Genomic DNA, 25920 nt, shown 5'->3' with positions numbered 1-25920 from the left:
ACTCCGATTCTGTTTGGGATTTTTACTTTAAGTATTTCCAACTTTCTCCTGTGTATACATGCGTGGTTGATTTTCCTTTATGGCTCTGCCGCCTGGTGGCATTTGCCCCTAATTGTATTTTTCGGTTTCCTTTCCGTCCTTTATATAGACTCTGGGAACCCTGTCACTGATCTCGCAGGCGAATTCATAGGAAAAACGCCCGGAAAGATCTCCCATCTCCTCAATACTGATAAATTCATCTCCATCTCTGCCGATCAATGTAACCTGGTCTCCCTTCTTCACATCCGGGATTTCTGTCACATCTATCATGAACTGATCCATGCAGACTCTGCCCAGGATCGGCGCCTTCTTTCCATGGACCAGAACCCATCCTTTGCCTGAAAGCTGTCTGGGATAACCATCCGCATAGCCCACCGGCACTGTTGCCACACGAAGCTTCCTGTCTGCCACATAGGTTCCTCCATAGCTGATCGCTGTGCCCGGAAGTACATCCTTTACATATGTAATATGGCTCTTTAACTCCAGAACCGGAGACAATTTCACAATATCCCTTTCCACCTGAGCAGAAGGATAAATGCCATAGATCGTAATTCCCGCTCTGACAATGCTTAAATTTGCTTCCGGAATACGGATAATACCTGCACTGTTGGAGCAGTGGCGCAGAGGAATCTCAATTCCTGCCTCTGAAAGCAGACTGCAAAAATCCAGGTAACGCTTCAATTGAACCATGGCAGGGCTTCTGTCATACTCATCTGCCCTTGCAAAATGAGTAAACATTCCCTCGATCTCCAGCATGGGAAGTGCTGCGATTTTTTTGATTTCCTCCACGCTTGACGGCTCATCGGCAAAACCGATTCTGGTCATCCCCGTATCCAGCGCAAGATGAATATGTATGGTCTTTCCCTGAGACACAGCCTCTGCGGAAAGCTTTGCAGCCTCCTGGTATTCACACACAGCAGGGCGCAGATCATAGGAAACCAGCTCAGGGTAAAATTCCTCAAATACAATTCCCAGGATCAGGACAGGCTTGGTGATCCCTGCCTTTCTCAGAGCAATGGCCTCCTCTGCTGTAGCTGCAGCAAACCCCCAGATATAATCATAACCCTCTACCATATGGGCAATCTGCACAGCGCCATGACCATAAGCATTTGCCTTGATCACAGCGATCATTTTTGTGTCACTGGCAATATTTTTTCTCATCTGTCGGAAATTTTCCTCCACCGCATCCAGAGAAACCACTGCTTTTACTCGGTTACATTTTTCCATAATAATCTCTTCCTCTTTTTTGTATTCTTTATCTGTCCCACATTCCACCAAAGGAATTCCGGACACTCAAGATCTCTTACTGCATCTTCAGCACTTCAGGCAGAAACCGGATGATATCTCTGGCAGTCATGCCTCTTTCTCCCACATTCTCAGCTGCCATATCTCCTGCCAGTCCATGGATCAGTACTCCCAGAGCTGCCATCTGACCATAAGCAGGCTTTTTTTCTGCTGCCAGAAACATACATAAAACTCCTGCCAGTACACCGCTTAATACATCTCCGCTGCCTGCAGTAGCCATGCCAGCATTACCACTCATGTTCAGATATTTTTTTCCTTTCTCAGAAGCCACTACTGTACAGGCATCCTTCAGGACACATACGGTATGAGTTTCTTCTGCATACAGAGAAGCAGTCTCTGCTAGGTTCTCCCTGATCTCGCCAATGCTTTTCCCGGTCAGACGGCTCATCTCTCCCAGATGGGGAGTGAGGATCACCTGTCCGCCCAGATATTTCTTCCATTCTTCATGCATTGCCAGCAGATTCAGTCCATCTGCATCCAGGATCACAGGCTTGCCACACCAGGCAGCATGAGACAGGAACCACTGCACCCTCTCTCTGCTTTCTCCTGACATTCCCAGCCCCGGGCCGATCACAAGCACATCACACCAGTCCAGCATTTCCTGATTGCTTTTCTCATTAAACTCGCAGGTAACCATAACCTCCGGAAGCTGTGTCTGAAGAGGAATCCTGTTCTCCTCTACAGTCTGAACCTTCACCATACCTGCCGAAGCTCTGAGCGCCGCAGCGCTGCTCAGGCAGGAAGCCCCGCACATTCCACGGGAACCGGCTACCAGAAGCACTTTTCCGAAAGTCCCTTTGTTTCCCCAGGGAATTCTGGAGGGCAGCATTGACAGATCCCCTTTCTCCAGATATGCCATAGAAGGCTCTCTGTCCTGATCCGCATAAATGCCTATATCTGCAACGATCAGCTCTCCTGCATACATTCTTCCCGGATAAAAGCACAACCCTCTTTTGCAAAAAGCAAAGGTCACTGTAAGATCTGCCTGAAATCCAATCCCCATCTCCTGGCCTGTATCTCCGTTGATGCCGGAAGGAATATCAACAGCCACCCGGAAAGCCCCGGACTGGTTCAGCATGTGGATGATTTCTGCATATCTGCCCTCTACAGGTCTGGACAGACCAACCCCAAAAAGGGCATCTACTATAATAGTATATTCATCCGGCTGCAGGTTATGCTCCAAAGGTACCTGATAATATTTGGCAATCTGTAGCTGCTGTCTGGCCTGATCTGTCAGCTTCTCTTCCTGGCCGGCCAGATAAATCCCGACTTTGATCCCCTTCAGATGGAGAAGTCTGGCAATGGCCATCCCGTCACCGCCATTATTGCCATTTCCGCACACCACCAGTACACGATCCTTGTTACACAGATATTTTTCCATAGCCTCCACTGTTTTCAGTGCAGCTCTTTCCATAAGTACCATACCCGGAACCACGGCAGATTCTATTGTGTTCCGGTCCAGCTCTTTCATTTCACCGGCTGTTACCACAGGTTTCATTCAGCCACCTCCTGTCATTGGAAACAGTATACACCTATTTTTTCAAAAAGAAAAGCTATGATCTAACGACCACAGCCATTCAAATCGTCACCGTCCGCTCTGTTGCCGGCAACTACATACGTACTATTATTACTGGTTCTCATGTTCCTTACGATATTCACTCAGATTATAGGAAAGGGTCATCAGACTCTCTGACAGATGTACATTTTCCACCATAACATCCTCCGGTGCATCCAGATCAATATGTGCAAAGTTCCAGATTGCCTTGATCCCGTTTTCTATGAGAATCTTCGCCATTTCCTTGGCCTTTGCCTTAGGTAAGGTCAGAATCGCGATCTCCACATTATTCTCTTTGAGAAAAAGTGGAAGGTCACTAAGCATCTGTATCTCAATTCCTCTCACTGCAATCCCCTCCAGCACAGGGTTTACATCAAAAATACCAACCAGCCGAAAACCGCGCTTCTCAAAATCTACATAATTGGCCAAAGCCTGTCCCAGATTACCGGCACCCAGAATAATCATCGGGTGTACTGTGTCAAGTCCCAGAATCTTACCGATTTCAGTATATAAATAACGTACATTATATCCATACCCCTGCTGTCCGAATCCACCGAAATTATTCAGGTCCTGACGGATCTGTGAAGCAGTCACGTGCATTTTCTTGCTGAGATCGTTGGACGAGATCCGTTCTACATTCTCCTCCATCAATTCTCCCAGATAACGGTAATATCGAGGCAAACGTTTGATCACCGCTTTTGAAATTTCCTTAGGTTCCACAAATATTCCCTCCTTATACATCCTAGGTCAATTATAACCAGATGTTATTTTATTGTCAAATTAAATTTGTACTTTATTTACAAATTTTTTTCATTAAATTTAGACTATCTGATAGAATGTGCAAAATTTCATCCAAATCATAAATAAAAACACTTTTTTTCTTTCAAAAACAGTCCGGTTCAGTTATAATAAATTCTGTATGTGTACATTTCAGCAGTGAAAGCGGATATTCGCAGGCTGCTGCAATAATATAAATTTCGGAGGAATTTGTATGATCCTATCATGTCAGAATATCTGCAAATCCTTTGGCGAGAAGGTAATCCTTCAGGATGCCAGCTTCCATATAGAGGACAGGGAAAAGGCAGCCCTGATCGGCAACAACGGTGCAGGCAAAACCACCCTGCTGCGTATTATCATCCACGAACTGTCCCCGGATTCCGGAAATGTTATTCTTGCCAAAGATAAAAGTATCGGTTACCTGGCCCAGTACCAGGATATCCATGGGCACCACACCATCTATGAGGAGCTGATTTCTACTAAGCAGCACATCATTGATATGGAAAACCGTCTCCGCTCCATGGAGCATGAAATGAAAACTGCTGCAGGGGAAGCCCTGGACAGCCTGATGAACACCTATACCAGACTGAGCCATCAGTTTGAGCTTGAAAATGGTTATGCATATAAAAGTGAGATCATGGGTGTATTAAAGGGACTTGGCTTTACAGAGGAGGACTTCGAAAAACAGATTGAAACTCTTTCCGGCGGTCAGAAAACCCGGGTTGCCCTAGGCAAGCTTCTGCTCTCCAATCCTGACATTCTCCTGCTGGATGAGCCCACCAACCACCTGGATATGGAAAGCATTTCCTGGCTGGAAACCTATCTGCTGAATTATCCGGGAGCTGTTTTCATTGTATCCCACGACCGTTATTTCCTGGATAAGGTTGTCACTAAGGTAGTAGAAATTGAAGCCGGCAATATGCGGATGTACAGCGGCAATTACTCTGCCTACGCTCTGAAAAAAGCCCAGCTCAGGGATGCCCAGTATAAAGCTTACTTAAATCAACAGCGGGATATTAAGCATCAGGAGGCGGTCATTGCCAAGCTGAAATCTTTTAACCGCGAGAAATCTATCAAACGTGCCGAAAGCCGCGAAAAAATGCTGGATAAGGTGCAGCGGATTGAAAAGCCGCTGGAGATCCAAAATCAGATGCGGATTTCCCTGGAGCCCAGATACATCAGTGGAAATGATGTACTCACTGTGGAGGATTTATCCAAAGCTTTTCCCGGACAGACTTTGTTTTCCAATATTTCTTTTGACATTAAGCGCGGGGAACGGGTAGCTCTCATCGGCAATAACGGTACCGGCAAAACTACCATGCTGAAAATCCTTAACGGTCTGGTAGATGCTGACAGCGGACGCTTTGCTCTCGGCTCCAAGGTACAGATCGGATATTATGATCAGGAGCACCATGTACTCCACATGGAAAAAACTATTTTCCAGGAAATTTCAGACACTTATCCAACGCTTACAGAGACAGAGATCCGAAATATGCTGGCAGCCTTTCTCTTCACAGGGGATGACGTATTCAAGCTGATCTCCACCCTTTCCGGTGGTGAGAGAGGCCGTGTCTCCCTGGCAAAGCTTATGCTGTCAGAGGCCAACTTCCTGATCCTGGATGAGCCTACCAACCATCTGGACATTGCCTCCAAGGAAATCCTGGAGGAAGCTTTAAACAGCTATACCGGTACTGTACTCTATGTCTCCCATGACCGATATTTTATTAACCAGACAGCTACCAGGATCCTGGATCTGACCAACCAGGCCATTGTAAACTACATTGGTGATTATGATTATTATCTGGAAAAGCGGGAAGAACTTACAGAAAAATATGCTCCGGCCGCAGCCCAGGCTGAAGCAGAGGTCAAACAAGCCTCAGACAACAAGCTTTCCTGGCAGCAGCAGAAGGAAGAGCAGGCGCGGCAGAGAAAACGCGAAAACGAATTAAAGAAGGTGGAAGCCCGGATCGAAGAACTGGAAACCAGAGATAAGGAAATCGATGAAACCATGGTTCTCCCGGAGATATGCACCAATGTGGCAGAATGTGCCAGATTAAGCAAAGAAAAGACAGCCATCACAGAAGAACTGGAGGGCTTATATGAAAAATGGGAAGAGCTTGCATAATGCAGGCCCTTCCCTTTTTATTTTGTATCTTATATCAGATTACCTCTTACATCAGGGATGTAAGCTTTTCACGGATTGCTTTAATAAACTGCTCACTGTTTAATACTTCTACATCCTTTAAGGTTGTGATCAGAGCCAGATCCTTGGTCATTCTGCCATCCTCGATGGTTCCCAGAGTGGCTTTTTCCAACTTATCTGCAAATTCCATCAGTTCTTGATTGCCGTCCAGCTCTCCCCTCTTTCTGAGAGCACCTGTCCATGCAAAAATAGTAGCAACGGAATTGGTGGAAGTCTCTTCCCCTTTCAGGTGACGATAATAATGTCTCTGCACAGTACCGTGTGCAGCCTCATATTCATAATATCCGTCCGGAGATACCAACACAGAAGTCATCATTGCCAGAGAACCAAAAGCAGAGGAAACCATATCACTCATAACATCTCCGTCATAGTTCTTGCAGGCCCAGATAAATCCCCCTTCTGCCTTCATAACACGGGCAACGATATCATCGATCAGGCTGTAGAAATATTCAATTCCGGCAGCCTCAAATTTCTCTTTGAATTCCTGCTCATAAACTTCTGCAAAAATCTCCTTAAAGCGTCCGTCATAAATCTTGGAGATTGTATCCTTGCCTCCAAACCACAGACTCTGCTTTGTATCCAGTGCATAATTAAAGCAACACTTTGCAAAACTTGTGATGGACGCATCCAGGTTATGCATTCCCTGAAGAACACCTGCACCCTCATAATGATGGATCAGTTCCTTTTTCTCCTCACCGTTCTCACCCTTAAACAGCAGATAGGCATCTCCCGGTCCGTCAATATACATTTCTGTATTCTTATATACATCTCCATAAGCATGACGGGCAATGGTAATGGGTTTCTTCCAGTTCTTTACGCATGGCTCGATCCCTTTCACTACAATAGGGGCACGGAACACGGTTCCGTCCAGAATGGCACGGATGGTACCGTTAGGACTTTTATACATTTTTTTCAGTGTGTATTCTTCCATTCTGGCTTTATTGGGAGTGATAGTTGCACATTTTACAGCAACGCCATATTTCTTTGTAGCTTCTGCTGCATCTACAGTTACCTGATCATCTGTTTCATTTCTGTATTCCAGGCCAAGATCGTAGTACTCTGTGTTCAGATCAATAAAAGGAAGAAGAAGCTCATCCTTGATCATCTTCCAGAGGATTCGGGTCATCTCATCTCCGTCCATCTCTACAAGCGGTGTCTGCATCTGAATTTTTTTCATAAAGATCCTCCTCTTTGTATGGGTTTCATCCCTTTAGCATTTGCTGTAACTGTTCAGCGTCACTACACTGAAGCATTACAATTTACGTATCATTTTAGCGGAAATAGATTCGTTCGTCAATGCCTGTTTCATATTCAGTTCTCCTGAACCCTGCAGATTCCTGGGCAGCCCCAGGTCTCTGGCCGATTCCTTCAGGCATCTTTTAATTTCCACATTGGTAAGGGTAGGATATTTTTGCAGAAGAAGGGCTACCGCGCCACTGACTAACGGTGTGGACATAGAGGTTCCGCTTTTTACCCCATAGGCAAAATCTGTTCCCGGAGCACAGGACAGAATGCGATTGCCCGGAGCTACCAGATCCGGCTTGCAGATGCACTCCGAAGTCGGTCCCCGCCCGGAAATAGCCGTTCTGCCTGTCAGCAGGTCGCTTGACCCCACAGTAATGATCTTACGGCTGCTGCCCGGAGCCGTAACGCTTCCTGACCGGGGACCCTGATTTCCTGCAGCAGCCACTACTACCAGCCCTGCATCCCACAGTCTTTCCACCCCTTCGATCAGCTGTCTGTGATCCTGTTTTCCCCTGCAGGTTGTCCCTATGGAAATATTTACTACCTGAATCCGGTAAACATCTTTATTTTTCAGAACCCAGTCAAAAGCCTGCAGTACATCCCTCTTTTTTCCATTTCCATATCTGTCAAGTATCTTCAGGGCAACCAGATTGCACTCCGGGGCGATTCCCCTGATCCTTCCTCCTGAAGCGCTTCCGTCTCCGCCGATAATGCCGCTTACATGGGTTCCATGGGAATTGTCATCATAAGGTAACATATGCTTTCCCACAAAGTCCTGAAACCCGATAATCCGGTCTCTGAAATCTATATGAGGATAAATGCCGGTATCCAGCACACACACGCAGACATTTTTTCCGGTATAGCCTGTATCACCTAACTGATCTATGTCAAAATTTTCCATATAAAAATCCTCCGAAAAAGCAGAAGATATTGCTTACTCTACTTTATTCGGAGGATTTTTAAATGCAACTTCATATATGCTTTGAACACATATTTCTGCCGATTTTTCATAAAATGTATAAATCCCGGATGATAGACCAATACTTAAAAAGTGATATATCTCACAGCAATCCGTCAAATATGTCATCCAAGGGGAGGAATATTCTATGATCTTACTGTTGATACTTATCTTTCTGTTGTTTCAGCTCTTTATCCTGCTCTGCTGTGTAGCAGCCGGAAACGACGCTGCTTCCCAGGAAATCTCCGACCAGGAACAGCTGGAATTCATCCGTGAATGGAAGAAAAAGCACCCGCTGCGGTAGTCATCCTATCTGGCCACATCTGCCTCAGATAACCGGAAGCCTTCCCGCACCTTCTTCATCAGCACCTTAGCCTTATCCACTGTGTTCTGATCCGGAATCATAACATATGCCTTAGAGCTCATGGAATAAGGCTTCTGGGTATCCCCTGTACCATCTACGCTATAAGACAATACCTGCCAACTTCCGCCCTCGTCCAGCTGTTTGCGCACCAGAGAGGCCATCACATCATAGGGAACATTGGTTTCAAAAGCACCATCCAGGCTGTCCAGAACAGAAAGGTAATTCTTCAGGAACGCAGGCTGGGTTGCCTTATCGACTACACCCTGGATCACAGCCATCTGATTGCGTCCTCGCTGACGGTCTCCCTCTTTAAAAGCATAACGTTCTCTGGCAAAGACAAGAGCCTGTTCGCCGTTCAGGTGGTTTTCACCCTGATTAAAGTGATATCCCGTAGTATTACCGGAATCAAAATCATAATCAGAATTAACAGTAACTCCGCCAAGGGCATCAATAATCTGCTCAAATCCTGCAAAGTTCAGTCTGAAATAGTAATTGATATCGATATCATAAAGCATATCCAGGGTATCCATACATACATTTACACCATAGATACCTGCATGGGTCAGCTTATCCGGCACACCGTTGGAAATAGACAGGGGCACAAAATAATCTCTGGGTGTGGAGACCATAAGGATCTGCTTTGTAGTAGCATTAAGGGTAAGGATAATATTCACATCGCTGCGGCTGGAGGCAGTCATTCCGCCTCTGGTATCAATACCGCTGACAAAAATAGTATATACCTCATCTGTAACCGCGTCATCCTTTGCAGAAGTATCTGAAGAGGTCTGCTCCTTATCAGCAGAGGATGGCTGCTGGGCTGCAGGAGTATTTCTCTCAACCACTGTAGCAACCTTCAGGGAAGCAATCTCTCGGATCTGGGATGGAAAAGATCCGTACTGATCCATCTCTGCGATCACATCCAGGTAAGCCTTATTCAGCAGGATGGCACCGCAGGTTCCATGATTCAAAGCATCTGCCAACTCTCCCAGGCCTGCATATTCGGCGGTCTGTACATCAGTTCCCAGCTCATTATACACCTGCTTCAGAGCTGCATCTGTGTTAGTACGGTCCAGTTCTCCCAGAATACCAAAGGTGTAACCGGATGCATCTGCCAGCTTCTGGGCTTTATCATCCTGCTTTACATACACATTGATCTCTGTATACTCCTGATTTACTCCGGTAATACTGTCCAGGGTAGATACTGTCTTGTATATATACAGACTGGCCAGTCCCAGCACTACTGTGATCAAAAGAGTCAGCACTATACCGATACAAAAGGGAACCGGTTTTCGTACTTTTCTCACCAGAAAATATACGATCACCAGAAGTAAAAGAAGCCCGGCAGCTATTATGCCGATATATTTCATGGAAATAAGCTTCGTATAAAGGAGCAGCACTAAAAAAGCGCACTCAACAACAAATAAGATCAGGGAAATGACAATTCCGGGAATCCGATCCTGTTTTTTTGATTTAACCTTCATCTTATATCCTCTCTACGACTGAAAGCTGCCTGTAAAGACAGGCAGCCCAATCACTTTCTAAGCTATTCTACAACCACTGTCAACTCAGCACTATTGGACATATTGCCGGCTGTGTCAACCACATAATAGTTACAGGTATAGGTACCTGCTACCGCAGTATTCACCTGTCCTGTGATCTGGATTCTCTTCCACAGTTCAGAGGTCTCATCTGTATCATCCTGGATATCCTTCACATATGAAAGCAGATCCACAGAGCTCCCCACAGAAGTAGTCACATAATAATCTGTAAGATAAATTTTCGGGCTGGTAGATGGCATAGCATCCGCCTTTGCCTCCTGCTCCTGTTCTGCCAGAGCAGCAGGATCATCTGAGGCAGGAGTTAATTCAGGGGTTGGTGTTAAAGACAGATCTGTACTGCCAAACTCAGAATCTCCTGTTTCCACATCCTCCACCGGAACCTGGGTAGGCTCTGCATCCGTTTCCATCTCAGAATCAGACTTTGTTCCTCTCTTCACTACCCCACTGTCCCGCATTTTCTCGGGATCAGCCTCTAAATTTCTCTTAAACTTGGTAATATTATTAGATTTATCCTTTGCCACATAGGTGACAACCACGTGGGAATCATCCACCTCATACACAGATTCCACAGTCAGAGTATCTGTCACATCTCCGTCCACATCATCACTGGCAGTAATACCCTGGGTCAGGTCTGCATCACTCATAGAAGGGTCATATTCTGTCACCGCCTGATCTGAGCAGACAATCTCAGGCCCTTTATGATCGGACTCTGTTCTCAGATATACGACTCCGCCAGCCAGCCCTATGCAGACAACCAGCATCACTGCAATCCATTTTTTTGCCATAATCATTGCTCCTTACTGGTTTTTACTGTCATTGTCTTTGCCATAATACTTTCCGTAGTATTTTCCATAGTGCTTACCATAATATTTACCATAGTAGCCCTGCTTGCTCATATCTACTTTATTCAGGATCACACCAAGGATCGGGCAGTCACATTTCTCCAGCTGCTCCTTAACCTCCTGGGCAAAACGATAACTGATAGCTCCGGACTCCATGACAATGATGGATCCGTCACATTCATCTGCAATAACCGCACTGTCAATGACACTTCCAAGAGGAGGAGTATCGATGATTATGTAATCATAAACCTTCTTTACAGCTGCAAGCACACGCTTGAAGTATTCTGCACCAAGAAGCTCTGCAGGGTTTGGCGGTACCGTTCCTGCATAAATAATATTAAATCTTGGGATATTGGTTGCATAAATCACGTTCTCAATGGTCTCCTGATGAGAAAGGAGGTGGGAAAGACCCTTGATCTCCTGATCAACCTCTGTTCTTCCCAGAAGTACAGATTTACGAAGGTCCGCATCGATGAGCAGAACTTTCTTTCCGGAATCTGCCAGAGATAAAGCAAGATTCAGTGATACAGTACTCTTACCTTCATTTGGAGTACAGCTGGTAATGGCAATTACCTTTTTCTCTTCTCCACAGAAAAGGAGATTGGTTCGTAAGGATTTATAGGACTCATTGGCACTATAATCCAACATTGGACGATATATATTAACTTCTTTCATGACTTATCTTCTCCCTCTTCCCCTTTTTTGCTTTTTCTGTTTCTTTTTCTTCTTATTCTTACGGTCCTCTTCAGACATAGGGATCGTACCCAGTGTACTCAGCTTCAGGTAACGCTCTACATCCTCCTGTGTCTTGATGGTATCATTAGACAGATAAGAAATCAGGATCACTGCTGCTGCAATAAGCACACCTACAAGTCCGCCGATCACACCATTCTTGGAAATGCTGGGGCTTACCTTCTGCTCCGGAATATTGGCAGTCTCAACCACATTTACCGCATCGATATCCATAACATTCTTGATATGGTTGGCAGCCACATCACGGATAGCATTGGCAATCTCACAGGCCACATAAGGATCTGCATCTCTCACAGAAATTGACAGGATACGGGTATCTGTGGCAGAATCCACTGTCATCTTCTTGAGAAGCTCCTCATGAGTCATATCCAGATTCAGCTGGGTAATAACTCCCTCCGTAACCGTACGGCTCTTGATCAGCTCTGCATAGTCCTTGGTCAGGGACAAACTGGTCTGCATATCCTGGCTGGTCAGAGTATTGCTGTCCTGCTTGCTGAGCACATACATCTTGGTAGTAGATTCATACTGTGGAGTGACAAACAGAATTGTCGCTGCCACTACCACCAGTGCAGCAAGCACACCGGACAGTATGATGGCCCAGATCTTATCCAGCAATACATAGAATACTTCCAGTAAATCAATTTCCACTTCATCGTTGTTCTGTACATTGTGTTGTTCCATTTGGCTTTATCTTTCCTTCCTTCTTTTCGCATCCTCCAGAATTTTCCGGGGATTTTCTATAAATAAATGGTCTGCATAAGCTTCTCCCATTTTTTTCGCAACATAATCATAGGCCTCGCCCATCCTGGAAATACGGCTTCTGGTATTGTGACAGTCCGAGCCTACAAACTTCACCAGATCATATTTCATCAGCTTCCTGCAATATCGTTTGGTGGAAAAGCCTTCCTTACCTACAATACTGTCTGCATTGATCTGCATGGATACTCCCATATCCACAAGTTCCTCCACGAAGCCCAGGTCTGACCTTGTGGCCTCATACCTTTCTATATGGGCTGCAATGGGCTTATAGCCACTGGAAATCAGCTTGTTCAGCCTTTCCCTTATGTAAGAGCCCTCTGAGCTCTCCGAAAACTCCGCCAACACATACCTGGAACCTGCCATAGTGCTGACCTCTCCCTCTCTCAGCATACGGTACATCTCCATATTGGCATGGAACTCACAGCCAAGATATACCTGAAGATCATCACCGATCTCCGCTGCTGCCTTCTGTACAAGCAAAAACTGCTCCTGCACTCTGGACAGAGGAGTCTCAAACATACGAAATCTGAAATGAGGGGTGGCAATAATGTTCCTTACACCCTGATCATATTCCATACGCAAAAGCTTCTTCGTATCCTCATAATCCGAGGCACCGTCATCCACTCCCGGTACAATATGACAGTGAATGTCATAGATACCTGTTCTGGACATATTTATCAATCCTCCTTCGCATGGTAAAAATAGCATACCATCTTTTTCATTAAACCATTTCTCCAATAAAATGTCAATATACTTGCTTTACAGAATATGAAAAAAAGCGTAGTTTATAATAGAATTTGTCAGTTTCATTTGCTATAATCATACATAGAATGCAAAAGAAAAAAAGCCTGGAAACAAACAGGCTATACAGGAGGCACTTATGAAAAAGCAAAACAAATTACTTTCCCTATTATTATCTCTGTTTCTGCTGCTGTTCACCCTGGCCCCCCAGTCGGCACTGACAGTATATGCGGATGCAAACGGAGACATGGCAGTCCATTTTATTGATATCGGGCAGGGAAATGCCATTCTGGTGCAGTCAGGAGGCCAGAATCTTCTCTATGACGGAGGAGACCCAAGCCATGCTGATCTGCTCATCTCTTATCTGCAGCAGCAAAATGTAGAAACCATTGACTATATGATTGCCTCCCACTATGACGAGGATCATATCGGTGGACTTGTTCCCTGCATAGATGATTTCTCTGTAAGCAATATTTTCGGCCCGGATTATGTACATACGTCCAATTTGTTCAACAATTTCATGAATACTGCCACCGCAAATGCCATCATCGTACAGTATCCTTCTGTAGGTGCGACCTTTGATTTCGGTACCGGAAGCTTCACTGTACTGGCTCCGGACGGCATCAGCCAGAACAGTAATGACAACTCCCTTGTGATCAAGCTTGAAAATGGCTCCAACAGCTTTATTTTTACAGGCGATGCCGAGGAAACCAGTGAACAGGATATGATCAGCACGGGCATGAACCTCGACTGCGATGTGCTGTCTGTAGGCCATCACGGATCCGCAAGCTCCACAACCTGGGATTTCCTTGCAGCAACCTCACCCTCCTACGCAGTGATCAGCTGTGGGATCGATAACCAGTATCATCACCCGTCCGCTGATACCATGGGACGTCTGTCCGATATGGGAATCCCTGTATTCCGTACAGATAAACAGGGCACCATCATTGCAGTATCTGACGGAACCGGCATAAACTGGAATCAGGATCCCTGCAACGATTATTCCGCAGGCGGTTCCTCTGCGGTATCCTCAGGACAAAACGAAACAACCGTATCCGATCCGGCTCCTGCACAGACCGAAAATACAGAAACTGACATCGGCACAATGGTATGGATACCTGCAACCGGCGAGAAGTATCACAGTATTCCCAACTGTGGAAGAATGAATCCGGATAATGCCCGGCAGATTTCCAAATCTGACGCAGAAGCCAGAGGCTATCAGGCCTGCAAAAAATGCTGGTAATATTTAGACATGAGGAAAAAAATGAACACAACAGCAAATCTTGGCAAAGCACCGATACGTTCTCTGGTGCTCCAGCTTGCCATCCCTTCTATGACCGCGCAATTTGTAAATGTCCTGTACAGTATTATTGACAGGATGTATATCGGACACATTTCCGAAAACGGTGCACTTGCCCTCGCAGGCGCAGGCGTATGCGGTCCTATCGTTACACTTCTCACTTCTTTTGGCACCCTGGTAGGAATCGGAGGTTCCATTACCATGGGAATCCGAATGGGCGAAAAGAATCACAAAAAAGCAGAACAGGTACTGGCAAATTCTTTTCTGATGCTCAGTATTTTTTCTGTTCTGCTGACTGTCTGCTTTCTTCTGCTAAAAAATAAGCTGCTTATGTGGTTTGGTGCAAGTACGGCTACCTTTCCATTTGCCAATACCTATCTGACCATTTATACAATAGGTACCTTTTTCGCACTGATGGCTACAGGACTCAATTATTTTATCAACTGTCAGGGATTCCCCCTTGTGGGAATGTTTACCGTACTGATCGGCGCAGGATGTAACATCCTGTTAGACCCGATTTTTATCTTTGGTTTTCATATGGGAATTTCCGGTGCTGCCATTGCAACTGTTATTTCGCAGATACTCTCTTGCATCTTCGCAATGACCTTTCTGTTTGGAAAAAAGGTTCCTGTAAAGATCACTTTCGGGCAGTACAGCTTAAAAGTTATAAAAAAAATCCTTTCCCTGGGATTTTCTCCTTTTCTGATCCTGGCCACAGACAGCCTGATTCTGATCTTTATGAATACAGTGCTCCAGAAATATGGCGGTGCTTCCCAGGGCGATATGCTGATCACCTGTGCCACCATTGCTCAAAGCTATCTGCTTCTGATCACCTCACCTATGATCGGGATCAGCGGAGGTACACAGGCAATCCTGAGCTACAATTACGGTGCCAGATGCGTAAACAGGGTCAAAGACGCAGAAAGGAACATTCTGGGAGTAATGCTTATCTTTACCACCATCATGTTCCTTCTCTCCCGGTTCATTCCCCGGTACTTTGTTCTTCTGTTTACCACTGATCCACAGTATATCAGATTCTCTGTCTGGGCCATCCGTACCTATACACTGATGATCATTCCGCTGAGCTTCCAGTATGTCTTTGTAGACGGGCTGACTGCCCTGGAATGTCCAAAGACAGGACTTGCGCTCTCCGTTACCAGAAAATCTCTTTTTGTGATCAGCGCAGCTGTCCTGTCCTCTTTCTTCGGTGCAAAAGCGGCTTTTTTCGCAGAACCTGTTGCTGACGGAATCTCCTCCGCCCTCTCAACAGTCGTATTCCTGCTCCTGATCAACCGTCATCTGAATAAGCGCTGCCGGATGCCGGTGAAAGATATGTAACCGAATATCCGCTTGGCCAAAGTCAAGAAATAACATTACAGACATAATTTCTTCTTCATATCTTTCATTACATAAAAATAAAGCAGGATCAAAAGTGCTGTCGCCACGATCCAGGCAAAGGGACTGGCCATACAAGCCATCCTGTAGCTATGTTTATGGGCAGCCACAATAGCCATCACTCCTCTGCCAAACAGCTCCGCCACACCGGAAAGCATAGGCAGAAGTCCATAGCCCATCCCCTGGAATCCATTGCGGTAGCAGTTAACCACATAAAGTGGAATCATAAACATCCCTACACACTGCAGGTAAACATCCACCATTGGGATCACCACATCCGCATTATCTGAGATAAACAGATATGAGAAGTACTTCCCTGCATAGAACAGGATAAAGCCCACTGCTACTGCATAGATACAGCCGATCACATCTGCCGCACGGAATCCCCTGCGCACGCGGTCCAGCTGGCGGGCACCAATATTCTGTGCATTATAGGTAGACATTGTAGTGCCCAGAGCCACAAAGGCCTGTGTAAAAATATTCTCAATCTTGGATCCCGCAGTGAAGGCAGCTACTGCACTTGAACCCAAAATATTCAGCGAACTCTGTACCATCATAGTTCCAATCGCGGTGATAGAATACTGCAGTCCCATTGGAATCCCAACACTGATCTGTTTTTTTGCAATATTCGGGTCAAATCTCCAGTCCTCCCTGTCCATCCGAAGCTCCGGAACACGTTTCCGAATATAGATCAGGCAGAGAAGGCCTGACACTCCCTGGGAAATCACAGTGGCCCAGGCAGCTCCCGGTGCCCCGAAATGAAATACAATAATAAATACCAGATCAAGAACAATATTCAGTCCGGCTGCAAGGATCAGAAAATACAACGGTGTCTTGCTGTTGCCCAATGCCCTGAGGATACTGGATACCAGATTATACAGCACCTGGGTAAAAATTCCTCCGCAGATAATCATAATATATCCATAGGCTCCGTCAAAAATATCCTCCGGAGTATTCATAAATATAAGCAGCCTGTGCATCCCCAGCATGCTCACTGCAGTCATGATCACTGCGATTACCGCTGAAAGAATTGCTGCATTTCCCACAGTCTTGCGCATCTCACTCATACGACCGGCGCCAAACTTCTGAGATGTCAAAACTGTAAAGCCTGTAGTAAGACCCAGCAGACATCCAATAATAAGGAAATTAATCGTACCTGTCGCCCCAACTGCCGCAAGACCTCCTGTACCTACAAACTTTCCCACGATCACAGCATCTGCCATACTGTACAGCTGTTGAAACACATTTCCAAGAAAAACAGGAATCGTAAAATCAAGCACCATCTTCATCGGCTTTCCTGTTGTCATATCTGTCTGCATCCTATTGCATCCTCCCACAATTTAATCCGATACCATATTGAAGGTAATTTCTGTATTGTTATACACGATATGCCAGGAAAATGCAAGAGTCTTTTTCTCTTTTATCCCTAATCTGTAGTTGAATGGTTCCCCTACAATACCGATTTGATAATCTTTCGTTATCTACACTTTAACCTTACCTCTCCACTATTGGTCTGGATCACCAGATTTCCGCCCGTTCCTTTCTGTGTGTAAGAAATATCACAGTCATCCTGGTCTTCCACCATCTTACCGGTCAGCGCATCATCTACATTGATATCTCCCATATCAGTATTCACCTGTATGTTCCATGTGCGCATCACGTCTTCTTTACCAATAAAACAAAGATCACCCATATCCGTTTTCACTTTCAGATTATTGAAATCACAATTTTTAAAAAATACATCTCCTGAATCCGTCTGAACAGCTCCATTTTCGATTTCGCATCCATTCAGCAATATATTGCTCATATCCGATTTAATATCTGCAAGCTTCCATTTCTGACCTTCCGGCACGTAAAGTGTTACCACATTTTCATCTGTAGTAAGTGTTCCTTCACCCAAAAGACCCGACAAAAATCCAATATCAACATGATAATAAGTCTTCCCATCATTGCTATTTTCCTGAATCCTTAATTCACCATTCTTTACCTGATAACTGATCGGATCCTTTTTCTGATCGGATGCCCGATAAGAAATATAACAGTACTGATCATCTGAACTGACTACTTGCAGATTCATATCTGTCATGGAGATGTCTGCTGAGTCAAAATCATCAAGCTTTGTTTTCTCAAGAACCATCTCATTATCGCTTTTTTTTGCAGCTCCATCCATTTTGTTTAAATCTGCTGATTTCACATATTTACTTCCACCGCTCGCAACACCGATGCCCGTCAAAGCTACACCACATACACAGCATCCGACTCCTGCTGCAAGCCATGCCTTTGCCCATCTTTTCATCGTTCTAACCTCTCTCTCTTTCTGCCCGTGATCCGGCGTACCAGCTTCGCAATCAGCATGCTGCTCCATTTACATAGATATACGCACAACAGTACACCAAGGATGCCAGCGCCCACAGCCAACAGCCCACTTCCTGTAAGCATTGCAAAACCGCTCATAGAAAACGGAACTGCCAGTATACCGCGGACAAGGATTTTCCCGCCAATAATCATCAGACATGCCGTAAATAAAACTACACATAACAAAATTGCAAATACACACACAACTAATGCAAGAACGACTGCAGCAAATGCTGCCAGAAGCGGGACTCCTACCGGTGCTGCAAATAATACCAGTAACGCAATCCATACCACATGTTTTCCGGAACCTTTCTGTTCTGCTCTGGTCTGTCCATCTGTTTCATAATTCTGATGATCTTCTATTTTCTTATTCAGAAGATTCGCCATCAGTTCTCTGGCAGCCTCCTTCGGCGTACCAAGTTCTTTCATCAGTTCTTCTGCTCCTTCCTCATCTGTCTCCTGAAAATACTCGGTAAAATATTCCATTGCATCTTCATAGTCCTGTCTCGGAAGCTTCCGCAGATATTTATGCAGCTGGTTTAAATATTCCTCTCTGCTCAACCTCTTATCCTCCCTTCAATAATCCCATCTACAGTGTCTTTGTAGATTTGCCATTCATTGCTTAGATATGCAATCTGTGCCTTGCCTTCTTCTGTAAGGGAATAGTATTTTCTCTTTCTTCCCTGATACTCCTGCGAATAGGTAGTCAGATATCCAGCATTTTGTAACTTCTTCAATATGGGATAGAGCGTAGATTCTTTAATGTCAGCAGCCTTCTTCACTGTCTGACTGATCTCATAGCCATAAGAATCTTTGCTTTCTACCACTGACAGTATCATGTATTCAATCAATAATGCTGATACCGGAAAATACATTAAATCACCTCCTGGTATATATATAAAATATTTATATATATAATTTTTACATATACTATACTTCGTTGCTACCACAATGTCAATACATATATAAAATTTTTATATATATTTTTCGGAGCTCAATCGTTATGATATCTCTTGGAGTATATGACATCCCTGGGGATATCAGAAACTATCTGACATATAAAAATGTGTATGCAGATTATCGCAAGAGCCGCAACAAGGATAAATTTTATGAAGAACACCGGGCAGAACTTTCCCTGTATGATACAGCACTCCGAACACTAAAAGAAAAAGCTTCCGGAAACAAATTGCCTTCCATGATAGCACTCTTATCACTGTCAGCTTCTTCCCAATTCCTGGCAACAAAAAAGCCAGGTCCTCTAATCTCTCGATTAGGGAACCTGACATATCATTTTCTGCAGATAGAATCTTTTTTATTATTCTGCCTCTCTTTTGATCTCTCCAACGCAAATTTTCCGTATGCACAAATTCTTCCAAAGTAGTATGAAATTCTCTTTTTACTTCTTCATCCAGATCAAAAAAGCGATATCCCAATCTCCTTGCAAGCAATTCTCCAATTGTACTATTCTATTTGATAAGATAAGCACTCAATTTCCCTCTTCCTTTTTGCTCAAGTTTACCAGCTTCACAAAGCTCTTTAAGTAAACGGAATGCTTTCGTTGTTCCTGCGCCAATCAAATCCTCTACTTCTTTTCTTGTAACACTTCCATTTTCCTGCGCGTATTGAACAATGAGCTGTTTCTGCTCATTCAGAGAAATATCTCCCCCTGTATTTTCCAGCACTTGTCCTTCGCTTTCTTTCTCCTCATTCCTATTGGGAAGTGTCACACGGAAAACGCCTTTTGCCGTTTCAAACTCAGGCCGGAATGGAAAGGCTTTATACGCACGTTCAATTTTTCCGATTCCTGTACCATAACTCTCAATCAATCTCATACGGTAGAAAACAGCCGCAAGATTTGGATTTCTTGATTGTGAAACACCAAGGAAAATGGATTTCAATTCCAGACCAGATACAAGACCTCCAAGAGAAACAAATTCAATCCTGTCCTCATAGACATTGACCAGATTGCTTCCGCTGAAAGAGTAATCACGATGAACAATACTGTTCAGTAAAGACTCTCTTACTGCTTCTTCTGGATAATCTCTTCTATCAGTTCGATCCAACCCCGAAAATGTTGCTTTCGTTTTATTGATCAAATCAATAAATTGATAAACATCTTCAAGCTGTTTCAAAATAGATCCCTTAAATTCCTTTCTATCTCGGAATAGTTCCTTGTCCGTTCCTTGAAAAAGAGCAACCTTTGTAGTTGTTTCACACTGATCTGACAGCAGAAAGGCTAAATTTGTATACAAGCCATCTTCACCAATCAGCTTAAGAGTCCGCATTTGCGATGGTCCGATTTCAATCGACCTTCTTTGCATTTCCGTCCGGAGAGTATGGAAAGTTAATTCCTGATTCATACTTCTACACTGTTCAAAAGATCTACCACTATTTTGAAAAATCATCTCCCGGATTCCCTCTTCCGTCATTGGCTGTGTAGAACTTCCTTTTCTTACATACACACCACTTGGCTTCAAACCTTTTTCACGGAGGTAGTATGGTCTGTTCGTTCCTGTTGTTACATCAATTTCGATAACTTGCTTTTCTTCTATTTCAACCGTGTTGACTCTAACAAACGGCATTATATCCGGTGCTAATGAATCCTTTAAAGAATTCACAATTTGGAGCATCACACCATCCGGATCATTAATACCCAAAACTGCTCCATCTTTTCGGACGCCAACATAAACCGTACCACCTTCTGCATTTGCAAATCCCATGACCTCTTTTCGAATATCAGTGACATACTCCTGCTTAAATTCGATATTCTGATTCTCGAATGCTAACATCTTCTGCTCCTTTCTTGTTTCTTTCTTTTTCATTATAGAAGAGAAAGAAAGAAAAATCAATAGGTGTAGAAGCAAATTATTTGTCGATTACTCAAGATATAACAGATGCCCAATGTCTTCCACAAATTCCCGGTAACGAAATACAGTGTTGTTGGAAAAATATGCATTCTCCTCCACAAGACACAATTTATGGGAGAGAGACAAAAGAATAAGCTTATCTTCCACATACTGGTGCAAAACGTGCAAGATATAACAGCAGTCTTATTGTATAGCCACCGGCGTTGAGACATGCAGTATGTGCATAGCTGTCGATTCCTTTGGTCATTCCCTACTGTCTGATCCATTTTCTTGATGTTTCCTTTATAGTATAACAACTGTGTCTGCTAATATTGATATGATTCTTGGGAAGAATCGTGAGAAAGAACAAGAGCTTGAAAAAGAAAAGGATTTATAGACTGTTATTTTTCATCGGTATTTGGCATTTCAAAATTCGGGTATTGAGGATTACTATCTACCATGTTAAAATAATGATACAGAAATTCATGTTTACTATATCCCATTCTAAAGGAAAGCAGGTGGTGTTTTCACGATGAATAATACAGAAGAAACACTAGATTTTGAACAAAAACATAAAGAAGATCTGCAACGCCTTAGAGGTTTCCGTCTTTTAGATGATGATTTTATGAGTAAAGTTTTTGAAGATACGGCATGTGCTGAATTTCTACTTCAAATCATTTTACAAAGGCATGACCTTAAAGTACAATCTGTGCAGGGACAATATGATATAAAAAATTTACAGGGACGTTCTGTTCGCTTGGATATATTAGCTGTCGATACTAATAAACGCACTTATAATATAGAAATCCAAAGAAGTGATCGTGGTGCTGGTGCAAAACGTGCAAGATATAACAGCAGTCTTATAGATGCCAATATAACTGAAGCCGGTGATAAATATGATGCCCTCACTGAAACCTATGTGATTTTTATTACTGAAAATGATGTATTAAAATCCGGGCTTCCAATCTATCACATTGACCGCATCGTCCAGGAAACCGGTGAACCATTCGGCGATGAAGCTCATATTATTTATGTAAATTCCCAAATCAAAGACGAAACAGAACTCGGAAAATTAATGCACGATTTTTCCTGTACCGATCCGAAAGATATGTATTATAAAATACTTGCTGACAGGGTACGTTATTTCAAAGAAGATGAGGAAGGAGTTTTGACTATGTGCAGAGAAATGGAAAATATGCGAAAAGAAAGTTCTCATGAAAAAGCCGTAGAAATTGCTAAGCGTATGCTGGCTTCCGGTAAACTCACTTACGAAGATATTGCCGTTTTTACAGACCTGACCTTAGAAGAAATCAAGGCTCTGGCTGTACAGAAAACTGCATAAAAAAATGACTCCCCATGAAACGCATTTAATATACATGTCATGTGGGAGTCATTTATTGTTACCATAGTTTTTCTATATTTCCACTTCCCTCCCATATTTTCTGCTATACTCCGCCGTTATCAATGCTCCGCTGCCTTTCCCGGCCTGGATTATGATTAATTGATCAGACCAGCTGCTGATCAGGCGGTTTCTTCTGGGAAAGGTGTATCTGGATGGTGGAGTTCCGGGTGGATATTCTGACAGGAGCAAACCTTTTTCCTCTATACATTTCATCAATTTGTGATGTTCACTTGGATAGCAGATATCCAGACCATTTCCTAATATCGCTATTGTATATCCACCGACGTTGAGACATGCAGTATGTGCATAGCTGTCGATTCCTTTGGCCATTCCGCTGACAACTGCAATCTGGGTCTTTGCATATTCCGATGCCAGAAATACCGTTTTCTGTTTTGCTTCCTGGCTGCATCTTCTTGCTCCTACTATTCCAACTGTCTGATCCATTTTCTTGATGTTTCCTTTATAGTATAACATAGGTGGCGCGTCAGCAGGTTCTCTGGCACGCAAGGGATAACACTCGTCATTCTAGCATAAGATGGAGATATTTTTATTTTGGCAATCATCCAGAATCCTTTCCGCTTTTTCCAATGAATGATTCCTGATGATACTTTCTTTTTGTCTTGCAGCCAGTCCTGACATTTTGCTTAGGGTTTTATAGTCAGCCTGATAAATTTTTTCCGCATCTCCCAGTTCTTTTATCAAGTATCTGGCTGTAACAGGCCCGATAAATGGTATCTGCGTAAGCCATATCCAGTATATCATTATTTAACCACCACCATTTTACTATTGCTTTTGTCCAGTTCCCGGCATGTCAGAACTTTTTCTATATCTTTTTGATGAATTTTTTCTTCTCCGTCCAGATCCGCACTGGTCCTGGCAAGTCTTAAAAGTTTGTGGATCACACGGGCACTATATCCATACTTTTCACTGGTTTCCCGTAAAAGTCCCAAAGAATCCGCATCAAGGATGCAATATCTCTGTATGAGTTCCGTTGTCATCTGTGCATTACAATTGATCCCTTTTTCCTGCGCATATCTCTCCTGCTGTATCTTTCGGGCTTTTTCTACCTTTACACGCAATTCTTCTGAAGAAGCCCCTGATTTCTGGTCTGCTATTGCAAAAGAATCTACAGAATGGACTTCTTTCTGTATATCTATCCGGTCCATGATAGGACCAGAAATCTTCCCCCTGTATTTAATGATCTCATAATCCGTACACTTACATTTTGCACCTGGATAATAACCGCATGGACAGGGATTCATAGCTGTAATAAACATAAAATTGGAAGGAAACGTATGAGTACCGTTCACTCTTGAAATAGATACTTTCTTATCTTCTATCGGCTGGCGTAATGCATCAAGGGTCCGCCTTGAAAATTCAGCAAGTTCATCCAGGAACAGTACCCCATTATGTGCCAGTGATACTTCCCCCGGCATTGCATAGGCGCCGCCGCCGATCAGAGCATTCAATGATGCATTATGATGCGGGGCACGGAACGGTCTGTATTTCATCAGAGCGTGTCCATTGGGAAGCAGGCCGGAAATACTGTATATTTTTGTTACTTCCAGACATTCTTCCTCTGTCATTTCCGGGAGGATCGTTGGAATCCTCTGCGCGATTATGGTCTTTCCACATCCAGGTTCCCCGACCATCAGCATATTATGGCCTCCTGCCGCAGCCAGAACAGCCGCTTCTATCAGCTCATCCTGTCCTTTCACATCTTTAAAATCCAGAGCTGTCCCTGATTCTTCCGGACCGTTTTCTTTTTTACCCACATGGATTTCTCCCCCTGATGTTTTTCCTTCAAGACAACGGATCACGCCTGTCAGATCATGAAATCCCAGAATTTCTACTCCATGCACCAATCCTGCTTCTTTGAGATTAGCCTCCGGTACGATAATCTTCTTTATTCCTTTCTTCTGGCCGGCAATGATCATCGGCAGAATCCCTCTGCAGGCTCTTAACCTTCCATCTAATGACAGTTCTCCGATAAAGCCATATTCCTTCAGGTTCTTCACCCCTATATCTCCATTCTGGCAAAGCACTCCAACCGCCATTGCAAGATCAAAATGAGAACCGCTTTTCTTTTTATCACTGGGTGCAAGACTGATGATCACACGCTTTTTAGGAAAAACATAACCACTCTCATCAATCGCTGCCTGGATCCTCTCCGCCGCTTCTTTTACAGCCTGATCCCCAAGCCCAATGATCGATATCACGGGCTGTCCCTCCAGCATCTTTACTTCTATATCCACAGGATACCCATCAATCCCCTGAATTGCAAAACTTCTTACCACAGTAGCCATAATTCATCTTCCCCTATCATCTTTCTGATGTGCTGTTCCTGCACTATATATTTGTGTCCTATATCTTCCACAAACTCCCTGTATTGATAAATACTGTTTTTCGGAAAGTACGCCAGTGTTTTCTTTTTCTCTGTGATTCCATCATCCGCAATCCCTATCATCGTCCGATAGCTGCTCCATAAATAATCTTCCGGATAATCTGCCATCTGTGCTTTTACCGGATTCAAATGTATGTAACGGCTTGTCTGGAGAAAATAGGCATCTTCTTTTACAAGACAGGATTTATACCGGCTCTCAAAAACATGCCCTCTGTAACCATACTTATGGTTATAATAAATGGCATAACACTCTGACATATATTTCATAAACTTCCCGATTTCTATATTGCCTGTTTCAAGCAGCAGATGGACATGATTTGTCATCAGACAATACGCATGCAGCCAGCAGTTATATTTACTCAATGACGTCTTTATTATCTGCAGCAGTACCTGATGATCCATCTCATCTTCAAATATTGGTTTTCTTCTTACTCCCCTGTGCATAATATGGTAGATTGCGCCCGGAAACCAGACTCTTAATTTTCTTGCAATAGTTATTCCTCCTTTAATGTTGTTATGTTTTATATTATCATGCATGATTTTTTTAATAAAAATCTGTCAGTCATCACAGATTTTTATTTCGATGTGTTTTCCAAGAGCATTGGCATATTTCTCTAATACTATCAAGGTGGGTACTCTGCCTCCGCTCTCGAAGCGGGCCAGATTTGACGGCTTGATCCCGGTAATATCTGAAATCTCCTGCTGCGTCATCTTCTGGTTATGTCTTTCATCTACCAGGCTTCGGATCGTTTCTGCCGATTTATTTAACACGGTTTCCTGTATCTTTTCTGTATAAATCGCCAGACGCCTTTCACGGGCTTCCTTTTCTGAAAAATACTCTTTCATATTTTCCTGCATATGCTTCTCATCCTTTACTCAACATAATTTTTAAGCAAATTATATCACGGATGATATGTCTCCGCAAGATATTTATACTTTCTTTACAGAACTTTTAGAGCTTGTTTAATTATTTTATAGGTACTTCATGGGGTCTGACCCCAATGTGGTCAACTTAAGCCCAGAATGGTTGAATTTTCAGCATTCTGGGCTTATATTCTGGATTTTTTTATATAAATATCTTGACATATCCCCCTAAATATGTGGTTTATAGATTAAGC

At 43.7% G+C, this 25920-nt stretch carries 25 protein-coding genes and 1 pseudogene; 5 read left to right on the top strand and 21 right to left on the bottom strand.

Annotated elements, in window-relative coordinates:
* Window positions 1-108: 108 nt before the first annotated feature.
* The 3 genes from alr to H8Z82_RS12460 all read right to left on the bottom strand — a co-directional run bounded on the left by alr (window position 109) and on the right by H8Z82_RS12460 (window position 3619).
* On the bottom strand, window positions 109-1266 hold the full coding sequence (gene alr, locus H8Z82_RS12470; RefSeq protein ID WP_186995287.1) for an alanine racemase: 1158 nt from the start codon (window positions 1264-1266) through the stop codon (window positions 109-111).
* A gap of 76 nt (window positions 1267-1342) precedes the next feature.
* Complete coding sequence (locus tag H8Z82_RS12465) at window positions 1343-2842, bottom strand: NAD(P)H-hydrate dehydratase (protein WP_186995286.1); 1500 nt, start codon at window positions 2840-2842, stop codon at window positions 1343-1345.
* A gap of 129 nt (window positions 2843-2971) precedes the next feature.
* A complete protein-coding gene (locus H8Z82_RS12460; protein ID WP_019161622.1) occupies window positions 2972-3619 on the bottom strand; it encodes a redox-sensing transcriptional repressor Rex in 648 nt (215 codons plus the stop codon).
* Between the two features lie 271 nt (window positions 3620-3890).
* On the opposite strand from H8Z82_RS12460, the gene abc-f reads away from it, so the two are divergent.
* Window positions 3891-5801: a ribosomal protection-like ABC-F family protein gene (gene abc-f, locus H8Z82_RS12455; protein ID WP_186995285.1), complete on the top strand. Its 1911-nt coding sequence runs from the start codon at window positions 3891-3893 to the stop codon at window positions 5799-5801.
* Between the two features lie 46 nt (window positions 5802-5847).
* Here abc-f and H8Z82_RS12450 read toward each other — a convergent pair whose 3' ends face one another.
* Window positions 5848-7056: an NADP-dependent isocitrate dehydrogenase gene (locus H8Z82_RS12450; RefSeq protein ID WP_173742842.1), complete on the bottom strand. Its 1209-nt coding sequence runs from the start codon at window positions 7054-7056 to the stop codon at window positions 5848-5850.
* Window positions 7057-7131: 75 nt separating this feature from the next.
* Window positions 7132-8025, bottom strand: a complete 894-nt coding sequence (locus H8Z82_RS12445; RefSeq protein ID WP_186995284.1) for a S8 family peptidase — start codon at window positions 8023-8025, stop codon at window positions 7132-7134.
* Window positions 8026-8230: 205 nt separating this feature from the next.
* On the opposite strand from H8Z82_RS12445, the gene H8Z82_RS12440 reads away from it, so the two are divergent.
* Entirely contained in the window at window positions 8231-8386 is a 156-nt protein-coding gene (locus H8Z82_RS12440; protein ID WP_019161618.1) for a hypothetical protein, read from the top strand.
* A 5-nt stretch (window positions 8387-8391) separates the two neighbouring features.
* On the opposite strand, the gene H8Z82_RS12435 is transcribed toward H8Z82_RS12440, so the two are convergent.
* The 5 genes from H8Z82_RS12435 to H8Z82_RS12415 all read right to left on the bottom strand — a co-directional run bounded on the left by H8Z82_RS12435 (window position 8392) and on the right by H8Z82_RS12415 (window position 13031).
* Window positions 8392-9927 (bottom strand): LCP family protein, encoded by a 1536-nt coding sequence (locus tag H8Z82_RS12435; RefSeq protein ID WP_186995283.1) that lies wholly within the window; start codon window positions 9925-9927, stop codon window positions 8392-8394.
* Window positions 9928-9989: 62 nt separating this feature from the next.
* Window positions 9990-10790, bottom strand: a complete 801-nt coding sequence (locus H8Z82_RS12430) for an immunoglobulin-like domain-containing protein (protein WP_186995282.1) — start codon at window positions 10788-10790, stop codon at window positions 9990-9992.
* Window positions 10791-10802: 12 nt separating this feature from the next.
* Window positions 10803-11522, bottom strand: a complete 720-nt coding sequence (locus H8Z82_RS12425; protein WP_019161615.1) for a polysaccharide biosynthesis tyrosine autokinase — start codon at window positions 11520-11522, stop codon at window positions 10803-10805.
* A 3-nt stretch (window positions 11523-11525) separates the two neighbouring features.
* Window positions 11526-12281, bottom strand: coding sequence for a YveK family protein (locus H8Z82_RS12420; protein ID WP_019161614.1), 756 nt, complete (start codon window positions 12279-12281; stop codon window positions 11526-11528).
* Between the two features lie 6 nt (window positions 12282-12287).
* Complete coding sequence (locus H8Z82_RS12415; RefSeq protein ID WP_019161613.1) at window positions 12288-13031, bottom strand: CpsB/CapC family capsule biosynthesis tyrosine phosphatase; 744 nt, start codon at window positions 13029-13031, stop codon at window positions 12288-12290.
* A gap of 208 nt (window positions 13032-13239) precedes the next feature.
* Here H8Z82_RS12415 and H8Z82_RS12410 point away from each other — a divergent pair, with 208 nt between their 5' ends.
* Both H8Z82_RS12410 and H8Z82_RS12405 read left to right on the top strand, forming a co-directional pair.
* Window positions 13240-14343: a ComEC/Rec2 family competence protein gene (locus H8Z82_RS12410; protein ID WP_186995281.1), complete on the top strand. Its 1104-nt coding sequence runs from the start codon at window positions 13240-13242 to the stop codon at window positions 14341-14343.
* A gap of 21 nt (window positions 14344-14364) precedes the next feature.
* Complete coding sequence (locus H8Z82_RS12405; protein ID WP_186995280.1) at window positions 14365-15738, top strand: MATE family efflux transporter; 1374 nt, start codon at window positions 14365-14367, stop codon at window positions 15736-15738.
* 35 nt (window positions 15739-15773) lie between these two features.
* Here H8Z82_RS12405 and H8Z82_RS12400 read toward each other — a convergent pair whose 3' ends face one another.
* From H8Z82_RS12400 to H8Z82_RS12375, 6 genes are all read right to left on the bottom strand, one after another.
* A complete protein-coding gene (locus H8Z82_RS12400) occupies window positions 15774-17114 on the bottom strand; it encodes an MATE family efflux transporter (protein WP_186995279.1) in 1341 nt (446 codons plus the stop codon).
* A gap of 158 nt (window positions 17115-17272) precedes the next feature.
* The gene (locus H8Z82_RS12395) at window positions 17273-18091 is read right to left on the bottom strand and encodes a DUF4097 family beta strand repeat-containing protein (RefSeq protein ID WP_186995278.1); all 819 of its coding nucleotides are present in this window, start codon (window positions 18089-18091) and stop codon (window positions 17273-17275) included.
* Window positions 18088-18711, bottom strand: a complete 624-nt coding sequence (locus H8Z82_RS12390; RefSeq protein WP_019161608.1) for a DUF1700 domain-containing protein — start codon at window positions 18709-18711, stop codon at window positions 18088-18090. Before H8Z82_RS12390 ends, H8Z82_RS12395 begins: the two co-directional genes overlap by 4 nt.
* Complete coding sequence (locus H8Z82_RS12385) at window positions 18708-19025, bottom strand: PadR family transcriptional regulator (RefSeq protein ID WP_019161607.1); 318 nt, start codon at window positions 19023-19025, stop codon at window positions 18708-18710. Before H8Z82_RS12385 ends, H8Z82_RS12390 begins: the two co-directional genes overlap by 4 nt.
* A gap of 165 nt (window positions 19026-19190) precedes the next feature.
* Window positions 19191-19607 carry a nucleoside/nucleotide kinase family protein gene (locus H8Z82_RS18055; RefSeq protein ID WP_408610029.1) on the bottom strand — a complete coding sequence of 139 codons (417 nt, stop codon included), beginning with the start codon at window positions 19605-19607 and terminating at the stop codon, window positions 19191-19193.
* Between the two features lie 9 nt (window positions 19608-19616).
* Window positions 19617-20939 (bottom strand): RNA-binding domain-containing protein, encoded by a 1323-nt coding sequence (locus H8Z82_RS12375; RefSeq protein ID WP_186995276.1) that lies wholly within the window; start codon window positions 20937-20939, stop codon window positions 19617-19619.
* A gap of 589 nt (window positions 20940-21528) precedes the next feature.
* Between H8Z82_RS12375 and H8Z82_RS12370 the strand changes: the two genes are divergently transcribed.
* Window positions 21529-22338, top strand: a complete 810-nt coding sequence (locus tag H8Z82_RS12370) for a PD-(D/E)XK nuclease family transposase (RefSeq protein WP_186995275.1) — start codon at window positions 21529-21531, stop codon at window positions 22336-22338.
* A 72-nt stretch (window positions 22339-22410) separates the two neighbouring features.
* Here H8Z82_RS12370 and dprA read toward each other — a convergent pair.
* The 5 genes and pseudogenes from dprA to H8Z82_RS12345 all read right to left on the bottom strand — a co-directional run.
* Window positions 22411-22908 (bottom strand): annotated as a pseudogene (dprA, locus tag H8Z82_RS12365) (DNA-processing protein DprA); the annotation flags it as partial.
* Between the two features lie 15 nt (window positions 22909-22923).
* Window positions 22924-23160 (bottom strand): helix-hairpin-helix domain-containing protein, encoded by a 237-nt coding sequence (locus H8Z82_RS12360; RefSeq protein ID WP_186995273.1) that lies wholly within the window; start codon window positions 23158-23160, stop codon window positions 22924-22926.
* A complete protein-coding gene (locus H8Z82_RS12355; RefSeq protein ID WP_186995272.1) occupies window positions 23160-24704 on the bottom strand; it encodes a YifB family Mg chelatase-like AAA ATPase in 1545 nt (514 codons plus the stop codon). The genes H8Z82_RS12360 and H8Z82_RS12355 overlap by 1 nt, the downstream gene beginning before the upstream one ends.
* Entirely contained in the window at window positions 24689-25246 is a 558-nt protein-coding gene (locus H8Z82_RS12350) for a transposase (RefSeq protein WP_243176469.1), read from the bottom strand. Before H8Z82_RS12350 ends, H8Z82_RS12355 begins: the two co-directional genes overlap by 16 nt.
* Before the next feature lie 114 nt (window positions 25247-25360).
* Window positions 25361-25660 (bottom strand): helix-turn-helix domain-containing protein, encoded by a 300-nt coding sequence (locus H8Z82_RS12345; protein ID WP_019161589.1) that lies wholly within the window; start codon window positions 25658-25660, stop codon window positions 25361-25363.
* Window positions 25661-25920 lie beyond the last annotated feature (260 nt).

This window comes from Blautia difficilis (genome assembly GCF_014297245.1).
Taxonomy (GTDB): domain Bacteria; phylum Bacillota; class Clostridia; order Lachnospirales; family Lachnospiraceae; genus Blautia_A; species Blautia_A difficilis.
The sequence above is the reverse complement of the archived record's forward strand: the minus strand, read 5'-3'. Positions and strand labels throughout refer to the sequence as shown.